The 17328-nt window shown below is 60.3% G+C and carries 12 protein-coding genes; 1 reads left to right on the top strand and 11 read right to left on the bottom strand.

Going from position 1 to position 17328, the window contains the following annotated elements; all coding sequences use genetic code 11:
* Positions 1-194 precede the first annotated feature (194 nt).
* The 10 genes from eprS to ACZZZ4_RS23360 all read right to left on the bottom strand — a co-directional run bounded on the left by eprS (position 195) and on the right by ACZZZ4_RS23360 (position 14248).
* Positions 195-3146, bottom strand: a complete 2952-nt coding sequence (gene eprS, locus ACZZZ4_RS23315; protein WP_463548899.1) for an autotransporter serine peptidase EprS — start codon at positions 3144-3146, stop codon at positions 195-197.
* A gap of 193 nt (positions 3147-3339) precedes the next feature.
* The gene (locus ACZZZ4_RS23320; protein ID WP_310407804.1) at positions 3340-4710 is read right to left on the bottom strand and encodes a TolC family outer membrane protein; all 1371 of its coding nucleotides are present in this window, start codon (positions 4708-4710) and stop codon (positions 3340-3342) included.
* 2 nt (positions 4711-4712) lie between these two features.
* A complete protein-coding gene (locus tag ACZZZ4_RS23325) occupies positions 4713-6062 on the bottom strand; it encodes an HlyD family type I secretion periplasmic adaptor subunit (RefSeq protein ID WP_463548900.1) in 1350 nt (449 codons plus the stop codon).
* Positions 6059-7834, bottom strand: a complete 1776-nt coding sequence (locus tag ACZZZ4_RS23330; protein ID WP_463548901.1) for a type I secretion system permease/ATPase — start codon at positions 7832-7834, stop codon at positions 6059-6061. The genes ACZZZ4_RS23325 and ACZZZ4_RS23330 overlap by 4 nt, the downstream gene beginning before the upstream one ends.
* Positions 7835-8034: 200 nt before the next feature.
* The gene (locus tag ACZZZ4_RS23335) at positions 8035-8463 is read right to left on the bottom strand and encodes an AprI/Inh family metalloprotease inhibitor (protein WP_463548902.1); all 429 of its coding nucleotides are present in this window, start codon (positions 8461-8463) and stop codon (positions 8035-8037) included.
* A gap of 91 nt (positions 8464-8554) precedes the next feature.
* Positions 8555-10000: a serralysin family metalloprotease gene (locus ACZZZ4_RS23340; protein WP_463548903.1), complete on the bottom strand. Its 1446-nt coding sequence runs from the start codon at positions 9998-10000 to the stop codon at positions 8555-8557.
* A 460-nt stretch (positions 10001-10460) separates the two neighbouring features.
* Positions 10461-11546: a polyamine ABC transporter substrate-binding protein gene (locus ACZZZ4_RS23345; RefSeq protein WP_463548904.1), complete on the bottom strand. Its 1086-nt coding sequence runs from the start codon at positions 11544-11546 to the stop codon at positions 10461-10463.
* Positions 11547-11600: 54 nt separating this feature from the next.
* On the bottom strand, positions 11601-11945 hold the full coding sequence (locus ACZZZ4_RS23350; protein WP_024013066.1) for a cupin domain-containing protein: 345 nt from the start codon (positions 11943-11945) through the stop codon (positions 11601-11603).
* Between the two features lie 31 nt (positions 11946-11976).
* Positions 11977-13380: an NAD(P)/FAD-dependent oxidoreductase gene (locus ACZZZ4_RS23355; protein ID WP_463548905.1), complete on the bottom strand. Its 1404-nt coding sequence runs from the start codon at positions 13378-13380 to the stop codon at positions 11977-11979.
* 52 nt (positions 13381-13432) lie between these two features.
* Entirely contained in the window at positions 13433-14248 is an 816-nt protein-coding gene (locus ACZZZ4_RS23360) for a helix-turn-helix domain-containing protein (RefSeq protein WP_463548906.1), read from the bottom strand.
* 265 nt (positions 14249-14513) lie between these two features.
* Here ACZZZ4_RS23360 and ACZZZ4_RS23365 point away from each other — a divergent pair, with 265 nt between their 5' ends.
* The gene (locus tag ACZZZ4_RS23365) at positions 14514-14786 is read left to right on the top strand and encodes a DUF1652 domain-containing protein (RefSeq protein WP_415764010.1); all 273 of its coding nucleotides are present in this window, start codon (positions 14514-14516) and stop codon (positions 14784-14786) included.
* A 49-nt stretch (positions 14787-14835) separates the two neighbouring features.
* Here ACZZZ4_RS23365 and ACZZZ4_RS23370 read toward each other — a convergent pair whose 3' ends face one another.
* Positions 14836-17310 (bottom strand): UvrD-helicase domain-containing protein, encoded by a 2475-nt coding sequence (locus ACZZZ4_RS23370; RefSeq protein ID WP_463548907.1) that lies wholly within the window; start codon positions 17308-17310, stop codon positions 14836-14838.
* Between the last annotated feature and the right edge of the window lie 18 nt (positions 17311-17328).

The following is a 17328-nucleotide window of genomic DNA, read 5'->3' on the forward strand; positions in this document are numbered from 1 at the left end:
GCCTGTGCTGCCGTTGATCGTTCCCACGCTCTGCGTGGGAATGCCTATAGGGACGCTCCGCGTTCCAATGGGACGCAGAGCGTCCCTGGCTGCATTCCTTTGCTGCGCGTGGGAACGATCAACACAGGTTTTGCGACTGCTGCGCAGTCGAGCGGGGATAAATCCCCTCGCCACAGTGGCTCAAACGAATGCAATCAGAACTGCCAGTTCAGGCTCAGCCCGACGCCATGCAGCTTCTCGCGGCTGGCCAGTTGGCCGTTGTAATCGAGGTTGACCCGCACGTCCTTGCTCAACGCCAGACTGGCCTGCACGCCGACCAGTGCGGCATCGCGAACCAGCGCCGAACTCTCCACGGAATACGGCGCGCCGCCATTGGCAAAGCGCAAGTGCTGTTCCGATTCGATATCGCTGAGGCTGTGCTGCCAGCCGAGACGGGCGCTGACGTCCAGCGCTTGCTGGCTGGAAAGGTTGAAGGTTTTGCTCGCCCGCACGCCCAAGGTGCTGAGCACCGCATCGCGCTGATCGCCAGCGCTTTTCAACGCCGCGGCATCGCCCTTCTCGGTAAAGCCTTCGGTGTCGAGATGCAGGTAGGTAAGGTTGGCGAACGGTTCGAGCGCCAAAGGTTGCAGCTGCAAGCGATACGCGGCCTCGGCGAACACCTGCGTGGTGCTCGCATCGAGCTTGGCTTTTTGCTTGGCGCTGACCTCGTCGTATTGCAGATCGCGCTTCACATCGCCACGATGCCAGCTGTACGCCGCGCCGCTGCTCAAGCGCCAGGCGCCGATGTCGTGCCCGGCGTAAGCGCCGAGGTGATAGCTGTCGACTTTCGCCGAAGAATGCGTGCCCGAACCCATGCTCAAGGAGCTATCGCTGTAGCCGGTGACCAGACCGACGCGGGTCTGCTCGTCCAGCGCGCCGTCGACACCCGCCAGCAAACCGCCGATCGAGGTGTTGTAGCCGGCCGTGTCGTGGCCCGAATCGGTGCTGCCCCAAGCGCCGAGGGCTTTGATCCAGCCGTTGCTGCGGGTCGCGGACTCATCGTGCAGCCGCTCGCCGACCGCATCACGCAACTGGCGGCTGTCGTTGATCAGCATCGTGCCCAGCGCCGGATAAATCTCGCCGCTCAGTTGCTGGAAGGCTTGCTGGGCCGAGGCTTGAGTCGGTGCACGAAGCACGCTTTCGTAAACCGAATTGCCAGCGCCCAGACCTTCGACTGCCGCCGCCACCGAACGCTGGTTCGGCGTTTGCCCGACGCTGGCGAAGCTTGTGGCATTGCGCTGGATATTCAGCTGAATGCCGCTTGCGGCGTAATCGAGGGCGCCGCCGATGAACAGGTAGTTCGGCACCACCGCAGCGAACTGCCCTTGCACGCCGCCGGCCGCTTGCAGGATGTTGTACTGGCGACCGAGCAGGCTTTGCGCTTCGGCGCTGCTGAGCAAGGTCGGGCTGTTTTCCAGCGCCAGACTGACGCTGGCGCCGCTGATGGTTGCCGTGCCGCCGGCAACGATGCGGTCACTGCTGGTGGGCGATAGCTCGACGGCGTAAGTCGAGCCTGGGGCGAGTGTCACATCGCCGGCGACGTTCAAGGTGCCGATGGAATTGCCCGGTGCGACCCGGCCGCCGCTGTTGGCGGTCAATGCGCCGATGCGTCCGGAGCCGCCGAGGGTGCCGCTGTCGTTGACGGTGACCGCTGAAGTCAGCGAACCATTGACGGTCAGCAGACCGCCGTTGACGGTGGTCGGGCCGCGATAGGTGTTGTCGCCGCTGAGCAGCAACTGACCGGCACCGGACTTGATCAGGCTGCCCTGATACACCCGGTTCGCCGCTGCCGCATCACGGAGCATGCCGACCGCGTAATCGGTCTGGTCCTGCTGACTGGCGCCGGCCGCAACGTCGTTCTGCCAGCCTTTGTCCTGCAGGGTTTGCTGCCAGGCGCTGTGCTCGGCGAGGTCTTCGTTTTGACGCTGGAGCAGTGCCTTGTCGGAGATGTCATTGCTCCAGACATCGCGCTGCCCTGCCCCCAGATTGGCATCGAACGCACCGAGCAATTGCCCCGGCCCGCGCATCGCCCGGTTGAGATTCGCTACGCCCCAGCCGACGCGCTCGTTCGGTGCGTCAGTGGCCGAGCCGTCGAGCTGGGTGGCGGTGGTGAGCAGCACCTCGAGCGCTTGCTGGTTGTTCATGTACGGATAGCGTTCCATCACCAGCGCCAGGGCGCCGGTTGCGTGCGGCGCCGCCATCGAGGTGCCGGACTTGATGCCGTAGCCGCCGCCGGGAATGGTGCTGTCGATCTTCGCCCCCGGCGTGGTGATGCACCAGTATTTGGCGATGCCGCACTGGTTGTACTTCTGTTGATTGCCCTGATCGAGCCCGGACACCGCCAGCCAGTGCCCTTCCAGATCCGGCTGAAAGTACGGCAGCGCTGAGCGCACGCTGGCGTTCGGGTAGCCGCTGTTGCCAGCGCTGAAGACGTTGATCACACCGCGCCGGGAAACGTCGGCAGCGGCGTCGAGCCACGTGCCTTTGTTCCAGTGTTGCGCGTAGGCGGCGTGCAGGTCGGCCAAAGTGCGATAGCTGACATCCGGCGGCTGACTGCCCCAGCTGTTATTGATCGCCCGCACGCCGGCGTCGGCGAGGCTGTCGTACACCGCTTTGAAATAACGCGGATCAGGGCTTGGGCCGAAAAGGAAACTGTCGTTCTTGTTGGTGTTGCCGACGTAGATTTGCGCGTTGTATGCCACGCCGTGCATGCCGCTGCCATCACGGGCAGCGCCCATGGTCCCGACGACGTGGGTGCCGTGGGAATCGTTGTTCGGGTTGAGCGTGCCGTCGACGTTGAACACTGAGCCATCGACGTAGCTGCCGCTGGCGGAGACCGGGTGATAGCGATCGGCGGAGAATTCCGGGTGGGCGACATCGAAACCGGAATCCAGCGCGCCGATTTTCACGCCCTTGCCGGTGACGCCGGCGGCGTAGGCCTGGTCGGCCTGCATGCGTTCCAGGCCCCAGTCACGCAGGAACTCGGCGCTGCGCCAACTGGAGGGATCGCCGGGCTGGCCGGGTTCCAGGTATTGCGCCTGAACCTGGTTTGCAGAAATTACAAGCAACAGGGTACCGACCGAAATCGGCTTGATGCGTACGTCCATGTTCATCACTCATGTTTTTGTTGTTTTGTTCAGGGCTGAATTGCGGTGTCGCCCCTTCCCCTCACCCCAGCCCTCTCCCCGAGGAGAGGGAGCCGATTTGTGTTGATGTCAAAACCTGCGTCCGGCTCGGTCGTTCAGGTCGATGCGGCTATCGCAGGCCACTCGGTCAGTCCCCTCTGCCTCTGGTAGAGAGTCAGGGTGAGGGCTGTTGCGCGACCACAAATGCTTCGTCCACCCGCGCCAGATCCTGCTCATTCAGCGTCCCGGCGTAGTAATGCAATTTGGTCCAGGCCATCAGGTAGTCGTAACGCGCCTGGGCCAGGTCGCGGCGGGTGGTGAACAGTTGCTGCTCGGCATTCAACGCGTCGAGGTTGGTCCGCTCGCCGCCCAGAATGCTTTGTCGGGTCGAGACCACCAGCGCCTCGGCCGACTTCAAGGCCTTCTGATAAGCGCGCAATTTGCTCACCCCGGACAGGCAGGCACTGAACTGTCGGCGCAGTTCGATCAAGGTTTCGCGGGTTTTGCCATCCAGTTCGTACTCAGCCTGTTCCATGGTGCGGCTGGCCTGGCGCGTCGAGGCCGACACGCCACCGCCGGCGTACAGCGGCACGCTGACTTCAAGGCCAATGGTGTTGGTTTCGTAGCGCTGGTTATAGGTGTTGCCGCTTTCGGACTCGTTGTCGCGCATCGAGGCGTAGGCACTGACTTTCGGCAGATGCCCGGCGCGGTTGCGCTCGACTTCGTAGCGCGCCACTTCTACGGCCTGACGTTGCGAAGCGAGGTTCGGGTTGTTGCTGATCGCCAGTTCATGCCAGGTGTCGAAGTTCGCCGGTTGCAGCGTGAAGGTCTGGAATTGCTGACCAAGCGGCGCCAGATCGCCGATATCCACCGCCGGCACGCCCACCAGCGCGCCAAGTTCGCGCAAGGCCGCATCCTGCTCGTTACGCGCTTCGATTTCCTCGGCAGTCGCCAGCTCATAGCGCGACTCGGCTTCGAGAATATCGGTGCGCGTGCCCTCGCCCTGCTTGAACATGTGTTCGTTCTGCTGGAACTGTTGCTCGTAAGCCTTCTTCTTCGCCTGGGCGATGTCGATCTGGTCCTGGGCGAACAAGGCTTTGGTGTAGTTGTCCAGCACGCGCACCAACAGTTCCTGACTCTTGCCGCGAAAGGCTTCGTCGGCAAACAACGACTGCGCGACACCTTTGCGATACGCCGCATAAGCCTCGTAATCGAGCAGCGGTTGCTGCACCGTCAGCGCCGAGCCGTAACTGTTGTAGTTGCGCTCATCGGTGCGGTTGCGCGCGCGATCATCCAGAGACGTAGCCTTGGACGAGTTGCGGCCCTTGTTGTAGGTGTAGCCGATCCGAGGCAGCAGCCCGGCGCGACCAATCACACGGTTTTCAAGGCCGGCATCACGCTCCTTGATCGCGCCAAGGAACACCGGATCGTTGCGCAACGCCTGTTCGTAAATCTCGAATGGCCCCATGGCCGCGACTGCCGAGTGACTCGCGAGCAGCATCATCGCGGCAACCAGCATTGAAAGCTTTTTCATACAGCCGAACATCCTTATTCCTCGGTCAACGCAGAACCGGCGCGATCGACCAGCGGTTTGAACAGGTAGTTGAGGAGTGAACGCTCACCGGTGCGCACGAACATTTCCGCCGGCATGCCGGGCTTGATCACCAGGCCGTTGAGCTTTTCCATGGCCTGATCGCTGACGCTGCTGCGCAGCACGTAGTACGGCACGCCGGTTTTCTCATCGATCATCTGGTCAGCGGAAATCAGGCTGACTTCGCCGGGCACGCGCGGGGTTTTGCTCTGGTTGAACGCGGTAAACAGAATGTCCACCGGCAAATGCGTGCCGACCTTGTCGATCAGGTTGATCGGCAAGTGACCTTCCACTTCCAGGGTGGTGCCTTGCGGAACGATCTCCAGCAGGGTTTCGCCCTGACGCACCACCGCGCCTTCGGTGTGCACACCGAGGTTGACCGCCACGCCATCGGCGGTGGCGAGGATCTCGCTGTGTTGCAGGTCGAAACCGGCGGAGGTCAGCTGTTCGGACAGCGTCACGCTTTTCAGTTGCGCGTCGGCCAGTTGCGTGCGCACTTCCTTCTGGTACTCCTCGCCGTGCTGCTGCAACTTCAGGCGCGATTCAAGGATGCCCTGCTCCACACGCCCGCTTTCACCGGTGTTTTCCGCCAGTTGCTGCTGCACTTGCGACAGTTGCCGCTGGTAATCCATCAAGCGGTTGCGCGGGATGTAACCGTTGTCGGCCAGCGGTTGCAGATTGCTCAACTGTTGCTGCAAGGAACTGGCCTGGGCATTGAGGTCGCTGCGGGCGCGGCGCATGCCGGCCAGTTGTGCAGTGGCGCCTTCGATGTTGGCGCGCAGTGCCGCTTGTTCCCGGGAGAACGCTTCGCGGCGGCTGCTGAACAATTGCCGCTGGCCCTCCAGCACCAGCGCCAGGCGCGGGTCCGGGTCGTTGCTCAGCTCGGCCGGAAAGGTTACTTGTTTGAGGTTGTCGCGCTCGGCCTGCCAGCGCGCGAGGCTGGCCCAGGCCATGCGGTATTGCGCCTGCAGCGATTGCACATCGGCGGCGACCTGAGTCTGATCGAGGCGGAACAGCGGCTGGCCCTGCTTCACGATCTCGCCTTCGCGCACCAGAATCCGGCTGACCACGCCGCTGCTCATCGACTGCACAGCCTTGCGTTTGCCCGACACCACCACCGTGCCTTGCACCGGAATGCCCTGATCCAGCGGCGCCAGTGCCGCCCAGGTGAAGAAACTGCCAGCGCCGACGATGGCCAGAATCCAGCCCATGCGCGCGAAGAATTTCGCATCGCGCTCCGGACGTTCGGTGAGGTAGGCGTGTTCCATGTTCGCTTCGTTTTGCGTGTTCATGCTGACGCTGCTCATACACCCGAATTCCTTGTCGAGGGCTGATACTGCCGGCTCATGCTGAGCCCGCCCGGTGCTTGTGCAGCTTTCTCGCGTTGCTGTTCCTGCTGGCCGGACAGTGCCTTGAGCACATCCTGACTCGGGCCGAACGCCTGCAAACGACCATCGTTGAGCACCAGCAATTTGTCGGCCTGAGCCAATACCGAAGAACGATGCGTGACCAGAATCACCGTGGTGCCCTGGGACTTGAGCTGGGCTATAGCGCTGGCCAGTGCCGCTTCGCCGACGGTGTCGAGGTTGGAATTGGGTTCATCGAGCACCACCAGACTTGGCGTGCCGTACAGCGCGCGGGCCAGGGCTACGCGTTGTTTCTGGCCACCAGACAAGCCGCTGCCGTCCTCGCCCAGTTTGGTGTCGTAGCCTTGTGGCAAGCGCAGGATCATTTCGTGGACGCCGGCCTGTTGCGCGGCGGTGACGACTTTCTGCGCGTCGGCTTCACTGAATCGCGCAATGTTCTCGGCGATGCTGCCGCTGAACAGCTCGATGTCTTGCGGCAAATAACCGATGTAAGGGCCGAGTTGGTCACGGTTCCACCGATGAATATCGGCGCCGTCCAGTCGCACCGTGCCGCCCAGAACTGGCCACACGCCGACCAGCACCCGGGCCAGGGTCGATTTGCCGGAACCGGAGGCGCCAAGCACACCGAGCACTTCACCTGCGCCCAGAGTGAAATTGACCAGGTGCAACGTCGCCGCACGCTGCCCGGGCGGCCCGGCGCTGACTTGTTCGAAGGTGATCTGGCCTTTCGGTGCCGGCAGCGCCATCGCCTCGTCGCTGGGTGGAAACGCCTGCAACAGCGCATCGAGACGGCGGTAAGCCAGCTTCGCCCCGCTCCACTGTTTCCAAACGGCGATCAGCTGATCGATCGGGCTCAGCACCCGGCCCATCAGGATCGAACCGGCGATCATCATCCCCGCCGTCATGTCGCCCTTGATCACCAGCAACGCGCCCAGGCCCAGCACAAGGGATTGCAAGCACAGACGCAGGGTCTTGCTCAACGAACTGATCACCGCGCCGGTGTCGCTGGCCTGATTCTGCAAGCCGAGAAAGCGCGAATGCACGCCGAACCAGCGCTTGCGCAGCGCGCCGAGCATGCCCATCGCCTGAATGGTTTCGGCGTTGTGCAAGTGGCTGGTGGCCAACTGGCTGGACTGTTGGGAAAACCCGGCAGCCTCGCCCAGCGGCTTCTTGGTCATGTATTCGTTCAGGCACGCCAGCGCGATCAGCAGCAACGCGCCCGCCGTCGCCAGCACGCCGAGCCAGACGTTGAACAGGTAGATGACAAACAGATAGACCGGGAACCACGGTGCGTCGAAGAAGGCGAACAACGCCGGGCCGGTGACGAACTGGCGGATATGAGTCAGATCGCCCAGCGACTGCCCGGCATTGCCTTCGCCCTTGAACAGGTTGCGCTCGAACGCCGCCTGGTAGACGCGCAGATTGAAACGACGCTCCAACTGGCTGCCGATGCGAATAACGATAAAGCTGCGGATCACTTCCAGCAGGCCGATGAAAGCGAAGAACCCGACCACCATCAACGACAGCATTGCCAGAGTGGTTTCGTTCTGTGACGACAGCACCCGGTCATAGACTTGCAGCATGTAGATGGACGGCACCAGCATCAGCACATTGATCAGCGCGGTGAAACAACCGACGCTGATCAAGATGCTCTTATAGTCACCCAGTGCCTTTATTAACGGAGCGGTGGCTGGGGCCTTCGCCATCTTCATTGATTTTTCCTGAACAGTATTCATCGCCCCTGAGAGGCGAGACTTCAATTAATTAAGCGACCAATCCGGATTACACTTCCGCGGCGCCCATTTACACTTTCATAACAACTAGCGCTGATTAACGCAGTGCAGTTGACTTTATTTGCCTTTATAACCGTACGACTGATCGCTATAACCGTATGGGTATGTACAAGGGCAGATCAGTTGTCGGGCGCCGTACGTTCCAGCGTGACGATCAGCCCCGACTTCAAAGTCGCCAGATACAACCCATCACGTTGTCGGCTGAAAAACCCGATTCTTGAGCCTTCGTGACCGGTGATCGATAAGCCGTCCGGATCAGGAAACCAGCCGATCGGAACGTCTTCGAACCAAGCGCCCAGACACTCTGCTCCCTGACCAAGGGTCTTGTTGGCGAGCAGTTCGACGCTGCAACTGTTGGACGGCTTGTCCTGGAGCTTTTGCGCTTGTCGTTCATCGACCGTTGCGGACAGCGTTGCCTGCCACTGTCCAGCAAACACGGAAGGCTCTTCGAGTCTGAGGCTGCTTGCCATTGCTGTTGCTCCTGAAATCGTAACCAGCGCCACTGAAAGCCACGCCGATGCCGCGTAGGTAAAAGCTCTGTTGAACATGGGAAAATTCGCTCCAACCCGTAGCGTTGCGTACAGCGCCTACCGTTGCAAGTAAAGAAAGCGACGCTTTGGGCGCCGCTTTCCTTTCACATCACGCCACGATGTCGCTGGTCGCTGCCTGGCCCACGGTGCTGACGATGAAGTCAGCCACGCCATGCCCGGAGAAATCCACCGACAACAGGCTGTTGCCGCCCGACGAGGTCAATACCGCATCGCCGGCGGAACCGGTGAAGCTGTTGACGAAGTGCAGGCCCGCGCCATTGGTGATGCCGGTCAGGTCGATTTTGTCCAGACCGCTGACAAAATCGAGGATCTGATCGATCGCACCTGGTTTGGAGTCCGAGCTGGCGGCAAACACAAAGGTGTCCGAACCGGCGCCGCCCCACAGCTTGTCGGCACCGCCAGCGCCGTAGAGGATGTCGTTGCCGGCACCGCCCTTCAGCTCGTTGGCCACGCTGTTGCCGATCAACAGATCGCTGCCGGAACCGCCAATCGCGTTCTCGATGATCGCACCCTTGGCAATCGACACGTTGCCGACGAGGCCGCCCACGTCGGAGAACGAAGCATCGTTGAGGTTGATCTTCTGATTCTGGGTGAAACCGGAGAAGTCCAGGGTGTCCTTGCCGCCGGCATCCCACACCGAAAACACCACTTTGTCGCTCGACGACGAAGCGCTGAGGAAATCGCGACCGGCATTGGAATTGAACCCGTAGGTGGTATCACCTGTGCGGGTCGTGGTGTTGGCGCCGTAGAGCTTCTGGATGGCTGCGATATCGTCCATCAGCGGGCCGGACGAGTAGGCTTCGACGCCGCCCTTGCTGAAGTTCTGGTTGGTGTTGCTCTCGCTCCAGTAACTCATGACGCTGTAGCCACGGGTGTCCTGGCCGTAAGTCGCGTCGTTGTAGGTCGGGTTGCCATTGCCGGCGTTGTAGTCGCCAGGGTGAGCAAGGCCCAGGGTGTGGCCGATTTCGTGGGTCAGGGTCTGACGCCCGTAGTTGTTCAGGTCCGGGCTCTTGTTTTGCGTGTAACCGCTATTGATCAGGTACCACGAAGTACCGTCATAGCCAGCGCCAGTGCCTGGCAGATAGGCGAACGCCGCAGCGCCGTCCTGGCCACCGCTGTAGTTACCGAAGGTCATGTGACCGTCGCCGCCCGAGGCTCTCTCGGTAAAGGTGACATTGGCCACGTCGGCCCAGGACTGCATGGCGAGCTTGGCCTGGGCTTGCTGCTGCGCGCTGAACTGACTGAACCCGCTGATTCCGTGCTTGTTCATCGTGCTGTTCGAAGCCGAGGTCAGGAACGTATAGGTCAGTTCGATCTTGCCGCTGCCGTCCTTGTCCTGGTAGGCAGCGCCGTCACGCAACAATTGCGTAGCCGCCTGGTCGACGGAGTACGAGGGTTTGCCATTGACCGTGAGGTTGCCGCCCCGATCGTATTGATGGCTGAAGCTATTGATCTGGTTGTACGCCGAGCTGAAGGCAGCCAGCTGGAAAGCCTGTTCGGCGGAATCAACAGCATTGGTTTTAACTTTCGACATAAACACACTTCCTTGTTTAGCAATGGAACAGTTTTTGTCCGACAGGACGATCTTGGCGAGATCGTCCTATCACTCGCCCAATGAAGGCGTAACGAACCTGACACAATTTGAAATCTGTCGTAAAGAGTTTTTTTGCGATCCAATTTGGTTGGCTGTGGAAACTGCCGTAAACAAAGCGCGCGGGAAGGAAAGATAGTTTTTTAGTTGCTGAGATAGCGGGAATCGTCTGGCGATTTTCTATTTAAATATTAAATATCGGTAAGTTCGGATTTGTTGCGCAAGTCACACTTTCAGTCAGCGGTGCCAGTGCTTTGATATCAACTATTCTGATCCATCGAATAACGAATGTGGGAGCGAGCCTGCTCGCGAAGACGCCAAGCCACTCAACATAAGTGTCGAATGACAAACCGCTTCGCGAGCAGGCTCGCTCCCACAGGAGTCTTGTATATTGGCCTGAAACTCAGCTACCGGTGCGAATCTTGTTCCACACCCGCGTACGAATCCGGTCGATATTCAGCGGCATCGCTTCCAGCGCAAACAGCTTGCCCATCATTTCCGCGCTCGGGTAAACCTTGGTGTCGTTCTTGATCGCTGGATCGATAAGCGTGTCCGCCTGTTCGTTGCCATTGGCGTAATGCACGTAGTTGGTGATTCCCGCCATCACGTCCGGGCGCAACAGGTAGTTCATGAAGGCGTAGCCAGCCTTTTCGTCCGGTGCATCGGCGGGCATGGCGACCATGTCGAACCAGATCGCCGCGCCTTCCTTGGGAATCGCATAACCGATTTCGACGCCGTTCTTCGCTTCCTTGGCGCGGTTCTCGGCCTGGAGGATGTCGCCGGAAAACCCGACCGCGACGCAGATGTCGCCATTGGCCAAATCACTGGTGTACTTGGAGGAATGGAAGTAGCTGACGTAGGGGCGCACCTTCATCAGCAGCGCTTCGGCTTTTTTGTAGTCTTCGGGATTCTTGCTGTGGTGCGGCAGGCCCAGGTAGTTAAGGGCCGCCGGGAGCAATTCCGGGCCGTTATCGAGGATCGCCACGCCGCATTTCTGCAGCTTTTCCATGTATTCGGGCTTGAAGATCAGGTCCCAGGAATCCACCGGTGCATTGTCGCCGAGCACCGCTTTGACCTTGGCAATGTTGTAGCCAATACCGGTGCTGCCCCACAGATACGGGAAGCCGTGCTCGTTGTTCGGGTCGTTGGTCTGCAAAGCCTTGAGCAGCGCCGGGCTGAGGTTCTTCCAGTTCGGCAACTGGCTCTTGTCCAGCTTCTTCAGCGCCCCGCCCTGAATCTGCCGCGCCATGAAATGGTTCGACGGGAAAACCACGTCGTAGCCGGATTTGCCCGTCATCAACTTGCCGTCGAGGGTTTCGTTGCTGTCGTAGACGTCGTAGGTAACGCCGATGCCGGTGTCTTTCTGGAAATTCTTTGTGGTATCCGGAGCGATGTAGTCGGACCAGTTGTAGACCTTGACCGTGTCGGCCGCGTGACTGACGGAAGCGGCCAGCAGCAGCGGCGCCAATGCGAGGGTTTTCTGGATCATGGGGCGATTCCTGTATGGGCTTTTTTTGTTGGCAGGCAATCAAAGGATCGACAATCAGAAAATCAGCACGTAGCTCTTGCGCACGGTTTCCTGGATATCCCAGATCCCGAGCGTGTTGGCTGGCAACATCAGTGCGTCGCCGCCTTGTATGTGCAGGGTTTCGCCGCCACCGTCGGGGGTGAACGTGCAACGCCCGGAAATGAAATGGCAGAACTCCTGCGCGGTGATCTGCCGCCGCCAGCGGCCGGGAGTACATTCCCAGACGCCGGTTTCAACGCCGTCGTCGCGCTCGACGCTGGTGGTCGAGGCAATTGCGACCGGCTCGCCCAGGGGTACGGCGACCGGGTTGGATTCCTCGAGCTCAAGCGTGGCGGTGTTCTTGAATTGGGTGATGCTCATGGCGTGTCCTGTTTATTGAGGTAAACGACGTTCAGTGCATGAAACCTTCCATGAACCCGGCAACCCGGCTGGCAAGCTTGCGCCGCCAGGGTGCGGTCGCGGGATTGGCCAGGGTCTGGTCTTCGTGCACGAAGCTTTTGATGATCGCGTTGTAACCGAGCCAGCGGCATGGCTCTGGCTCCCAGGCACGCAGCGCATGAATGCCGCCGTCGGGCAGCACCCACGGTTGTTGGGTCAGTTCGCTGTCGCGCTCAAGAATCAGATCGGCCAGCGTCCGGCCGCCAAGGTTGCTGGCACCAACGCCCTCGCCGCCATAGCCGCCGGACAACGCGATGCCGTTGGCGCGGTCGCAAAGCATGTGCGGCTTGAAATGCCGCGACATGCCGAGGTTGCCGCCCCAGGCGTGGGTGATCTGCACGTTTTTCAGTTGCGGGAACAGTTCGCCGAACAGATAGCGGCGCAGTTCGACTTCGTCGCGGGTCAGGTTGAAGTCGTGACGCAGCTTGCCCGCGAACTGATACCCGCCACGGGCGCCGAAAATCAGGCGGTTGTCGGCACTGCGCTGGCCGTAGGTGACCTGGCGGCTGAATTCACTGAAGGCCTGGCCGCGATTGAGGCCGATTTCGTCCCAGGTCGCAGCGGACAGCGGCTCGGTGGCGACAATCAGGCTTTGCACCGGCAATTGATAACGGCCAAGTGGCGGCAAGGTCACCGAATAACCTTCCACCGCCGGGACGATCCAACGGCTGCGCACGCTGGCTTTGGCGGTCCGCAAACTGCCGGGTTGCCAGTGAGTAACGGGGCTGTTTTCGTAGATTTTCACGCCCATGTTCTGCACGGTCCGCGCCAGGCCACGCACCAGTTTCGCTGGGTGAATGGTCGCGACATGGGGGGCGAAGATGCCGCCGTAGGGCTTGGCCACGCGGATCTGCTGGGCCAGTTGCTCGGGGCTGAGCCAGCGGTAATCGTCGTCCGTCAGGCCTTGGGCGTGCAGCTTGCTCAGGTAATCGCGCAGAACGGCTTCCTGCTCTGGGTAACGCGCGGCGCAATACAGCACCCCCTTGCGGTAATCGCAGTCGATGCCCTCGCGCTCGAGGACGATTTCCACTTCATCGGGAATGCTGTGCAGCAGATCGAACGACGCCCTGCGCTGCTGCGGCGATAAGCCTGCGAGCAAGCGATCCTCGCCCAGCAAGTTACCCATGAGCCAGCCGCCGTTGCGCCCGGATGCACCGAACCCGGCGGTTTGCGCCTCAATGATGGCGATATCCAGGCCTGGCGCGTGTTTTTTCAGGTAGTACGCTGCCCACAATCCGGTATAACCGGCGCCGATGATTGCAACGTCGACGTCCAGGTCCTGCTCCAGCGCAGGCCGCGCGAGCAGCGGCTCTTCGAGCTGATTCATCCACAAACTGATCGTGCGCCACGCCGACATGCCAGACTCCGCCACTGAAAACCTTCGATGGCGTCGATCCTAGTGGCTGCCTTCAGTGGCTGTCTTGCGCGCGTGCCCGCAGAGAAATTTGTTTGGCGTAGGCCTTGGGCGACTGACCGGTGTGCTCGCGAAAGCATTTGTAAAACGCTGACAGCGAATTGAAGCCGGCAGCAAACGCCAGCTCGTCGACACGCAACGGCCGCGTGGCGCTATTGAGCGCACGCAGCCAATGCTGCAGGCGCGCCTGATTGACGTAGCGATAAAAGCTTTGCCCGAGCACCTGATTGAGCAGATAGGAAATCTGATTGCGGCTGTACCCGCACTCCTTCGCCACCCGTTGCAGGTCAAGCTCAGGATCCAGATAAGGTTGCTGCTTTTCGAAATACTGCTGAAGGTCTTCGGCCATGAAGCTCAGTTGGCGCGGTGACAGACCGAGGCGACTGACCGCCGGACGCTGACTCGGTGCCGAACTGCCATCGGCGTGGGTTCGCACCAGCGAGGCGTATTCATTGACGCGCCAGATCAAGCCGTCCTTGACCGTGATCGCTTCGCTGGACCGAAACGACACCAGGCCATCGCCGCCGCGCAAGGTCACTTCGTACTGAATGAACGCGGTGTTGCCATCCACCCGAATGCGATCGCAGTGCTCGAGCAGTTCGTCGGATTCTCGCGGCATGCTCACGCGCACATATTCACGCAGCTCATCCAGAGCCAGTACGCGGTTCTGAAAAAAGTCGTTGTACTGGATGTCGGCGTGATAGAGCGCCATGACGCTGTCCAGATCCCGATGCTTCCAGCTCAGGTGATAGCGCATGACCGTGGCGGCCGTGACCTGGGTCTGTTCTGGGCCGTCGTCATCGGCGTGCATAAGCGGCTCGGCGAAAAAGAACCGAGCTTGCCTATCTTCCTCTGCCACATCAATGAAAAATCCATGGTGGCGTTTTGGCGATAATCGATCAGCCAGTGACTTACATCAAAAAATGCGAATCAATCGCTAAACGGACTGAAAAAACTCACAGTTTTTTCACACACGGATGCTACTTTTAAAGCTCAAGCACTGGTTGAGCCAATGAAGGCTCTTCCCACCTAACATGAGCAAAAGGAAGCGCTCGATGAAGCAGGCGGGCAACACCATGAACAAAGGGTCCAGCAAAGTCACCTTTCCCAACGCCTGCCAGCTGATGCGCTGGCATTTTCATCCCATGGGATTCGAGGCGACGATGGATGCGCCGGGCAGCATGATCGCCCGGCTGTTTGATCGTGCCAGCGGCGAAACCATGATCGCCATCGCCGGCATTCCGTGCGCAACGGTGATGAACGCGGCGGACGTCGAGCGCATCATCGAAGCCATCGAAGATGAACTGGAAGCTTTCACTCCTCCGGAATCTCTCAAGAACTACGCATAACCAACTGATATAAAAGAAAAAGCCCGCAGCGATGCGGGCTTTTTCTTGGTCAGGCGCTGGCTTTTTCGCTTCGATGATCGACGAAGAAAGGTTTGTTCTTGGCGACCCGATCCGACGCCCTCGGCATATTTACCGCTTGGGTTTCCTGCGGTTCGACGTACCAGTAGCAATGGCTGACGGCCCGGGTGATGCCAACGTAGGCGAGGCGCAGGATTTCATCCTTTTGCGCACTGTCGTACGGCTCGCTGTCAGCCGTTTTGCCCAGCCCGGCCATACGGTAGACCTGATTCTTGTACGGCGAACTGGTCAGATGCTGGCAATCACCAAGCAGGAATACCGCATCAGCCTGCAAGCCTTTGGCGCTGTGATAAGTCAGTTGTTTCAGTCGCCGCGCCTCGTGAGGCAAGCTCGAATCTAAATTAAGTACGGGCTGAATATGCTCCTCTATCAATAACTTATCGCTGCTTCTTCGATAGAGCATCAAGATCGAGTCACCGCGTCGGTAGTGCTCCGCGAGGCGCTGACCCAGCGCTTCATCATCGCGCTCAAGCACGTTGACCGGCTGCAGCGGCTTGGGCTCACCACTGGCCCTGGCCTTTTTCCCCGCAATCGCCGGCGCTGCACGGACAATGTGCTCGGCGGCGTCAATGATGTGCTGGTGGCTGCGGTAGTTGTCGCTGAGCATGACCCGTGTTGTGCCGGGTGAAGGGAATTCCTTGTTGAACTCCATGAAGTAGCTCGGCGAACTGCCGCGCCAGCCGTAAATGGATTGCCAGTCATCGCCAACGCACAACAGCGACGACCGCTGCGCCCCGCGCCCGACGTGCATGGCCGGGCCACGGCTGCGAATCTCGTTGAGGCTGGCGCGAATCCACGAAACGATCTGCGGCGAAACGTCCTGAAATTCATCGATCATCAGATGCGCCATCGGCCGCAACAGCTCATCGCTGAGCAGCTTGAGATTTTCCGGCGAATGCTCACTGAACAGCGCAAACATGCGGTTGTAGGTCATCACTGGTGGTTTTTGATCCAGCAGGTGATCTTCAAATGCGCGCCAGAACAGGCTCAGAGCCTCGAAGAAAAAGCGATCGGGATCGTCCTTGGCGAAGCTCATCCGACTGACCGCGTCCGGCACATCCAGGCCCAGGTTTTCGATAAAGCCCGCTGCGCCGACAAAACAATCCAGCAAGGGCGCCGATGCCAGCTCGCCTTTGACCTTGTAATCAAAGCCGGGACCGGCGCTGGCATCTCCGGCCAACATCGCAAGAACGCGCCTGGATGACTCGTAACTATCCAGCCATATCAACGGCTTACGGCAGAAAGCTTGAAACAGGGTGCGCTTGACCGCCCACTCTGCGCGGACACTCAGCTTGGCGTTGGGTCGGGTTAGCTGGGCGTTTTCCTTGGGATCAAAGCCGAGCACCACCCAGGCATCGACGCTCGGTATGTAACCGTGAGCGTGGAAACGCGAGCCGTTGATTTCAAATGTTTGCCGATTCGGCTCGATGCCTTTGATGGGCCACGCCCCTGCGCGAAACCACAGGTCCTCGATGACATCGCAAAGTTCTTCGTCGCGCTTGGCCGCAAGCTCGGTGACCGCCATGCGTTTCTGCACATCGGGATGGTCGCGCTCCAGTTCCTTCAACTGCAACCCGGCACGGGACAGCGGCTGGATCAACTGGCGGAAACGCTCGTCCTCGTTGAACAGCCGGTGATAGCAGGCATTGAGTTGCTGTCGCTGCGCATCATTGATGCGCAGGTCAAACGGATTGCTGTCGACCTCCTCTGCGCCGCTTTGCGGGCGATCGCTGAGATTTTCGAACGCCTGCAAGCGCTCGAAACCCGGGAGACTGCGGACCATCGGCAGGATGCGCGAGTGAAAGGTTCGCACCAGTTCGCGCGCCTGTTTGGGGTTAAGCGGCTGGCCCCATAGGGTGAATATCTCGATAAGCTTGTTGATGAAGTCCTTGCGCGATTCTCGGGTGAAAGTCACCACGGTCATCGAATCCAGCTCAAAACCCAGATAATGGCTGAGCAACAGAATGCGCAGCACCAGCGTGGTCGACTTGCCGGCACCGGCGCCGGCCACCACCGAGGTGGACGGCGTATCGCTGAAGATCATCTTCCATTGCGCAGCGCTGGGCTGGGCGTGGGCCGGGAGCAAACGGGCGACGTCAGCCTTGATGCGCTTCTTCAGCTCCGCCGTCAGTGGCAGGCGCCAGTCATCAAACAGGTTGGTATCGACGCCGGGTGGGCGATGCTCGGTGTTGCGGCTGTCGCGAATCAGCAGCACCTGGCGGCCTTCCTCCAGCCCCTCAAGCTTGCCCTCCTTGAAACCGTATTCGACACCAGCGGTGTGGCCACTGCGGAATCCGTCGGCTTGCCCGTGCAGCCACGATGCCCGGTGCTGGGCGCGCAATTTTGTCAGGCCGTGACCAAAGAATCGCGCGGCCAGACGCTTGAACCAGGGCATCTCGGCCAGTGGACGAAGTTCAGGAGGAAGATCGGGGGTGTGTTGCGCCACGCTGACGGACTCCAGGGT

Source organism: Pseudomonas sp. AC252 (assembly GCF_979258105.1).

Bases quoted from the DNA above. Each gene is read 5' to 3' on its own strand.
- ACZZZ4_RS23345 (WP_463548904.1), bottom strand. From the start codon at position 11,546: ATGATCCAGAAAACCCTCGCATTGGCGCCGCTGCTGCTGGCCGCTTCC.
- eprS (WP_463548899.1), bottom strand. From the start codon at position 3,146: ATGGACGTACGCATCAAGCCGATTTCGGTCGGTACCCTGTTGCTTGTA.
- ACZZZ4_RS23365 (WP_415764010.1), top strand. From the start codon at position 14,514: ATGAACAAAGGGTCCAGCAAAGTCACCTTTCCCAACGCCTGCCAGCTG.
- ACZZZ4_RS23350 (WP_024013066.1), bottom strand. From the start codon at position 11,945: ATGAGCATCACCCAATTCAAGAACACCGCCACGCTTGAGCTCGAGGAA.
- ACZZZ4_RS23355 (WP_463548905.1), bottom strand. From the start codon at position 13,380: ATGTCGGCGTGGCGCACGATCAGTTTGTGGATGAATCAGCTCGAAGAG.
- ACZZZ4_RS23330 (WP_463548901.1), bottom strand. From the start codon at position 7,834: ATGAAGATGGCGAAGGCCCCAGCCACCGCTCCGTTAATAAAGGCACTG.
- ACZZZ4_RS23360 (WP_463548906.1), bottom strand. From the start codon at position 14,248: ATGCACGCCGATGACGACGGCCCAGAACAGACCCAGGTCACGGCCGCC.
- ACZZZ4_RS23340 (WP_463548903.1), bottom strand. From the start codon at position 10,000: ATGTCGAAAGTTAAAACCAATGCTGTTGATTCCGCCGAACAGGCTTTC.
- ACZZZ4_RS23325 (WP_463548900.1), bottom strand. From the start codon at position 6,062: ATGAGCAGCGTCAGCATGAACACGCAAAACGAAGCGAACATGGAACAC.
- ACZZZ4_RS23320 (WP_310407804.1), bottom strand. From the start codon at position 4,710: ATGTTCGGCTGTATGAAAAAGCTTTCAATGCTGGTTGCCGCGATGATG.
- ACZZZ4_RS23335 (WP_463548902.1), bottom strand. From the start codon at position 8,463: ATGTTCAACAGAGCTTTTACCTACGCGGCATCGGCGTGGCTTTCAGTG.